The organism is Chroococcidiopsis sp. CCALA 051 (assembly GCF_003015105.1).
In the GTDB taxonomy this organism is placed as follows: Bacteria; Cyanobacteriota; Cyanobacteriia; order Cyanobacteriales; family Chroococcidiopsidaceae; genus Chroococcidiopsis; species Chroococcidiopsis thermalis.
On the sequence record NZ_PYCI01000219.1, the window covers coordinates 1 to 6,248 of the forward strand.

The window sequence follows — 6,248 nt, forward strand, 5'->3', positions numbered from 1 at the left end:
GGACAAGGGGGACAAGGGAGAAAAACACCAATTACCAATTACCAATTACCAATTACCACTCCCACATTTATTGCCCAATTACTCGCAACCGCCGTCCACCAATCTCGATCTTTGGGAGATAAACGAGCTGAGGCTTATGCAGTAGGTAGTTTAGGTAGTCTATACGAGCAAAATCGGCAATGGCAGAACGCTCAAGAGGTGACCGAACAGGCTTTAATCTTATCTCAGGCAGTGAATGCACCGGATATTACTTATCGCTGGCAATGGCAATTGGCACGCTTATTGAGAACGCAAGGAGATACTCCAGGGGCGATCGCCACCTACAGAGAAGCAGTCAAAACTTTAAAAGCTCTGCGTAACGATCTCGTCGCTGTCAACCCAGAGATTCAATTTAATTTTCGCGATGAAGTAGAACCAGTCTATCGAGAACTCGTTGCCTTGTTGTTATCTGGGCAAAAGTCAGGCGAAACTCCTCAGCAAAACCTCGCCCAGGCACGCGAAACGATCGAAGCATTGCAGTTAGCGGAACTAGATAACTTTTTTCGGGAAGCCTGTATCGAAGCCCAACCTGTAGCGATCGATAATGTGGTGGATCGGGATAATCCTACAGCAGCGGTAATTTATCCGATTATATTACCCGATCGCCTGGAAGTGATTCTCAAAATTCCCCAGCAACCTCTACGCCACTATACGATCCATCAGCCACAAACTCAGGTCGAGCAAACTGTAGAACGATTGCAGCGATCGCTAACCGAGCCGGATCGTACTAAAGATGTCAGAACTTTATCTCAACAAATATACAGTTGGCTGATCCAACCTATTGCTAGTGAGTTGCAGCAAAGCGGAGTCAAAACCCTAGTATTCGTCCCAGATGGGGCGTTGCGAAATATTCCTATGTCTGCATTGTTTGATGGTAAGCAATATCTGGTCGAAAAATACGCGATCGCCGTGAGTCCGGGTTTGCAACTCATCAACCCTCAACCTATATCTCCAACCAATCTCAAAGCCTTAACTGCTGGACTCAGCGTTCCGCCTGCTAACTCTCCCTTTCCACCCTTACCCGCTGTCAGGTTGGAATTTAATTTAATTCAACAAGCCGGAGTCGCGATTGCCGAATTACTCGATCGCGCCTTTACTAGCAAGAGCCTAGAAACCAAGATCGACTCAACTAGCTTCAACGTAGTTCATTTAGCGACTCACGGTCAATTCAGTTCTCAAGCCGAGAATACATTTATCCTCGCCGCTGATGGACCAATTAACGTCAGGAAATTTGATGACTTATTGCGATCGCGCAATCGTCGCCGTCCAAATGCGATCGAATTACTCGTCCTCAGCGCGTGCGAAACTGCTATAGGAGACAGACGCGCTGCCTTGGGACTAGCAGGAATTGCAGTCAGGGCTGGGGCTAGGAGTACTCTAGCTTCTCTGTGGCAAATTGACGATGAAGCAACAGCTATTTTTATTGGTGAATTTTACAAACAACTCACCAAAACTAAACTCACCCGTGCCGAAGCCCTACGTCAAGCCCAACTGAATCTGATGAAAAACTATCCTAACTATCGTCGTCCTGGCTACTGGGCAGCTTATGTTTTAGTGGGAAATTGGCTTTAAAAGTGAGTGGTGCGTGGTGCGTGGGGTGTTGCAGCGAGCGGCGAAGCGTATAAGCCGATATTAGCTGCGTCGTGGTGCGTGAGAAGAGATAAAGAGTGAAGCAAAAGTGACATTCAATTCCGAATTCCGAATTCCGAATTCCGAATTCTCCTGACTCACCACGCTATCGTGGAATATACACCCACAGACGTAAATAAATATAATGCAGCCGCAGGCATTAATGCGATCGCCGAAACGTAAATCTTCTCCAAGGTCACGTTCTCAACCAAAGCATCCCCTCAAACGCTTACTCGCCTACACTCGCCACTATCGCGGGGAAATTTGGCTGGCATCTTTCTATTCTGTCTTAAATAAAATCTTCGATCTGGCTCCACCTGTATTGATTGGTGTTGCTGTTGATGTGGTAGTACAGCGTCAAGATTCAATTATTGCCCGTTGGGGAGTTAAGGATGTTTTTGCTCAATTTCTGATTCTCTCCGTCCTCACAGTGATTATTTGGATACTAGAATCAATTTTTGAATATGCCTATGCCAGGAAATGGCGCAACTTGGCGCAGAGGATTCAACACGAACTCCGCCTCGATGCTTACAACCACTTGCAAGAATTAGAACTCGCCTATTTTGAAGAACGCAGTACGGGCGGCTTGATGTCAGTTTTGAGCGATGATATCAATCAATTAGAGCGATTTTTGGATAATGGCGCGAATGAAATTATCCAAGTTACCGCTACAGTTCTAATTATCGGCGGGGCTTTCTTTATTCTCGCTCCTAGCGTCGCTTGGATGGCGATGTTACCCATGCCTTTTATTTTGTGGGGTTCGGTAGCGTTTCAACGACTTTTGGCTCCGCGTTATGCAGAGGTGCGAGAAAAAGTTAGCTTATTGAATGCAAGGCTGGCAAATAATTTGTCAGGCATTATGACGATCAAAAGCTTTACTGCCGAAGCCTATGAATCAAGCAGACTTGCAGAGGAAAGTCAAGCCTATCGTCAGAGTAACAGAAAAGCGATCGCGCTATCTGCTGCCTTCGTTCCCTTAATTCGGATGATTATTTTAGCGGGTTTTACCGCTTTACTTTTATTTGGAGGCATGGAAGCGATCGCGGGCAGAATGAGTGTAGGGACGTACAGCGTCTTGATCTTTTTAATTCAGCGTTTGTTGTGGCCCCTAACTAGATTAGGCGAAACCTTTGACCAATATCAACGGGCAATGGCTTCGACAAATCGAGTAATGAATTTACTCGACACTCCTATTGATATTCATACTGGAGATATTACCTTACCAATTCATGAGGTAAAAGGAGAGGTGATATTAAAAGATGTTACCTTTGCTTATTACGAGCGATCGCCCGTCATTGAAAATCTATCTTTGCAGATTCCTGCTGGAAAAACCATTGCAATTGTTGGTTCCACGGGTTCGGGGAAGAGTACTTTAGTCAAACTCCTGCTCAGATTATACGAGGTGCGATCGGGAACGATTACCTTAGATGGGATCGATATCCGCGATTTAAAATTGAGAGATTTACGCGCTTGTATTGGTTTAGTCAGTCAGGATGTTTTCTTATTTCACGGTACTGTAGCTGAGAATATTGCCTATGGTAGTCCCGATGCCAATATAGATAAAATTATCTCAGCAGCAAAGGTTGCAGAAGCGCATGAATTTATCATGCAACTGCCCCAAGATTATGAAACAATTGTGGGGGAAAGGGGACAAAAATTATCCGGCGGACAACGACAAAGAATTGCGATCGCCCGTGCAGTATTAAAGAACCCACCAATTTTAATCTTGGATGAAGCGACATCAGCCGTCGATAACGAAACAGAAGCAGCTATTCAGCGATCGCTCGAACGAATTATTGTCGATAGAACCACAATTGCGATCGCGCATCGTCTTTCCACCGTCCGTAATGCCGATTGTATCTATGTCATGGAGTACGGCAAACTCATCGAATCTGGAACCCACGAACAACTCCTAGAACGTGGAGGAATCTACGCCACGCTCTGGCGCGTCCAATCCGGCATAAAATAAATTTGTTCCTCATAGAACAACTACCAACTACCAATTACCAATTACCAATTACCAACTATGTTCTCATTTGGTAGCCCTCAACCTGTTGGAGAAGATGGACAATGGCGACAGCAATTAGATTGCTTTGTTAAGGAGAATCAACAAGAGTTAGCAGCGCTATCTTGGGGGTTGTTTTTGGAAAAAGGAGCCAGCGATGACACCTTGGGTATCGACATCCAACCGACACCGCGTTTTATCTTTTGTCCTAAATCTGCAATTGAAAAATTAAACGATCGCGTCAACAGTCAGATCCAAGAAGTTTTAGGATTTATTGATGCTCATAATCCTGAAAAACAAGTTTTAATTCTTGGTATTGGTAAAGGACAAATTAAGTTAATTCAATTTGAAATCGAACCCCCTCCCCCTATTTGTTTCGAGCATCTTGCTTCTGATGTAGATACATTATTAGGTAGATTAGAGCAACGTTTGAGCCAGTACGTGCAAACATGACTTTTAAACTAGAAAACGTCGTCCCTTGGGGGCGATCGCCTGTTAACAGTGACCAGTGACCAGTAATCAGTGACCAATTACTTATTTCATGTTGGTTGAGTTTAAGTTAGGAGTTAATTGGTGGTAAGCGCATAAGGCGTGGGTGAAATCCGCGATTTTAAATCCATGCTTTCCTTCTGTCTCCTGTTTCCTTTAACTTTTGACTTTTGACTTTTGACTTTTAACTTGCTTATATTTAGGTTTGGCATTCTGCGAATTCTATGCTTTGGGAATTGTCTCCTATGACTCAAATTGTCTGGATTGCTCGTCACGCCAATCGTCTTGATTTTGTCAATCCTGAGTGGTTCCTCACCGCAGAACGACCCTTCGATCCGCCGATTTCTGAAGATGGTAAAGTTCAAGCTCAACAACTGGCGCGACGGCTGAAAGGAGAAAATATCAGTCATATCTTTGCTTCGCCATTTTTGCGCACGGTGCAAACAGCTAACTACGTAGCAGAAGCCCTCAGTCTTTCGATTAACTTAGAATCTGGTTTGAGCGAATGGCTCAATCCTGCTTGGATGCCACAAGCGCCAAAAAGAGCGCCTCTGGATGTTTTAACCCGCATGTTTCCCAGGATCGACACTAGCTATAGTTCTCGCGTCACGGCAGAATATCCCGAAACTGGAGAAGTTGTCCTAGAACGGGCAGGGAAAACGGCTCGGTTATTAGCAGAAGAATTTTCCAAAGATATTCTGTTGGTAGGACACGGGGCATCTGTAGTAGGTGCAACAATGGGTCTGGTGGGCGCAACGGCTCAGACAGAGGTTAACGCTGCTTTGTGCTGTTTAGTGAAAGTTGTTCGTCCAGATCCAGAACAACCTTGGGTGATGGAGTTAAATGGCGACACATCTCACTTAAGTAAAACCGAAAAAATTATTCGATTTCATTAAAGCGATCGCTATGACAATACTGTTAGCAGGAGATATTGGTGGCACGAAGACGATCTTGCGTCTGGTGGAAACAACAGAAGCAACACCCAAAGCCCTTTACGAACAACGCTATAACAGTCGCGACTATCCAGATTTAGCGCCCATAGTCCAAGAGTTTTTAGCCACCTCTGAAGAAAAGTTGGGCAAAAAACTCTTACCGCAAAAAGCTTGTTTTGCGATCGCGGGTCCAGTTGTTAACAATACAGTACAGTTAACTAACTTGACTTGGCTGCTAGAAGCATCCAGGCTAGAAGAAGAATTGGGGATCGAGTCCATTTCCCTAATCAACGACTTTGCCGCTGTTGGTTACGGTATATTGGGTTTGCAGGAATCAGATTTGCACACCCTCCAAGCAGGTAAACCCCAAACAGGTACGCCCATCGCGGTAATTGGTGCAGGAACGGGATTAGGACAGGGATTTTTAATTCAGCAAGGCGACACTTACCATGTCTTTAGTTCCGAAGGCGGACACGCTGATTTCGCACCTCGTTCCGAGTTAGACTTTCACCTCTTGAAATACCTATTGGACAAGCACGACATCCAACGAGTTTCAGTAGAACGAGTGGTATCGGGACAAGGAATTGTCGCCATCTACGAATTTTTTCGCGATCGCCAAAACGTGAAAGAATCGCCAGAAATTGCCCAAGTTGTAGCAGCTTGGGAAAAACAAGCTGGCAAGAAAGAAAAAACCGTCGATCCAGCCGCCGCAATTTCCAAAGCCGCCCTAGAAAAAAGCGATCGCCTGTCAGAACGGGTTATGCAGATTTTTGTTGAGGCTTACGGCGCAGAAGCAGGAAACCTCGCCCTCAAACTCTTACCATATGCAGGGTTATACATTGCTGGTGGCATCGCTGCAAAAATCCTCCCCCTGATGCAAGAAGGTACTTTTATCCGCGCCTTCACCAGTAAGGGACGGATGCGACCTTTACTCGAAAACGTTCCCGTGCATATCGTCCTGCGATCGGACATTGGGCTAGTTGGTGCTGCGATCGCCGCAGATCGTTTATAGATGGAGACAATTCGCAATTCGCAATCCCCCTACAATACTCGCAAGCTACGCAATTCGCTATGACCTCTGTAAGGGCGGGTTTTGAGGAAAGATTTCTTGCTGTGGCTGTGAATTTCGGGCTAAACCCGCCCCTACACTACAC

General features: G+C 45.4%; 5 protein-coding genes. All 5 read left to right on the top strand.

The annotated features are described in order from the left end of the window. On the top strand, positions 1–1,611 hold a 1,611-nt coding region (locus C7Y66_RS29600), incomplete at its 5' end, for a CHAT domain-containing protein (protein WP_146149909.1). Positions 1,612–1,831: 220 nt separating this feature from the next. Next, positions 1,832–3,637 (top strand): ABC transporter ATP-binding protein, encoded by a 1,806-nt coding sequence (locus C7Y66_RS29605; RefSeq protein WP_106548277.1) that lies wholly within the window; start codon positions 1,832–1,834, stop codon positions 3,635–3,637. A gap of 57 nt (positions 3,638–3,694) precedes the next feature. Next, the gene (locus tag C7Y66_RS29610) at positions 3,695–4,126 is read left to right on the top strand and encodes a hypothetical protein (protein ID WP_106548276.1); all 432 of its coding nucleotides are present in this window, start codon (positions 3,695–3,697) and stop codon (positions 4,124–4,126) included. Positions 4,127–4,407: 281 nt separating this feature from the next. Next, positions 4,408–5,058: a histidine phosphatase family protein gene (locus C7Y66_RS29615; protein WP_015157236.1), complete on the top strand. Its 651-nt coding sequence runs from the start codon at positions 4,408–4,410 to the stop codon at positions 5,056–5,058. Between the two features lie 10 nt (positions 5,059–5,068). Beyond that, positions 5,069–6,106 (top strand): glucokinase, encoded by a 1,038-nt coding sequence (locus C7Y66_RS29620; protein WP_015157237.1) that lies wholly within the window; start codon positions 5,069–5,071, stop codon positions 6,104–6,106. Positions 6,107–6,248: the final 142 nt, after the last annotated feature.

Bases quoted from the DNA above. Each gene is read 5' to 3' on its own strand.
- C7Y66_RS29605 (WP_106548277.1), top strand. From the start codon at position 1,832: ATGCGATCGCCGAAACGTAAATCTTCTCCAAGGTCACGTTCTCAACCA.
- C7Y66_RS29610 (WP_106548276.1), top strand. From the start codon at position 3,695: ATGTTCTCATTTGGTAGCCCTCAACCTGTTGGAGAAGATGGACAATGG.
- C7Y66_RS29615 (WP_015157236.1), top strand. From the start codon at position 4,408: ATGACTCAAATTGTCTGGATTGCTCGTCACGCCAATCGTCTTGATTTT.
- C7Y66_RS29620 (WP_015157237.1), top strand. From the start codon at position 5,069: ATGACAATACTGTTAGCAGGAGATATTGGTGGCACGAAGACGATCTTG.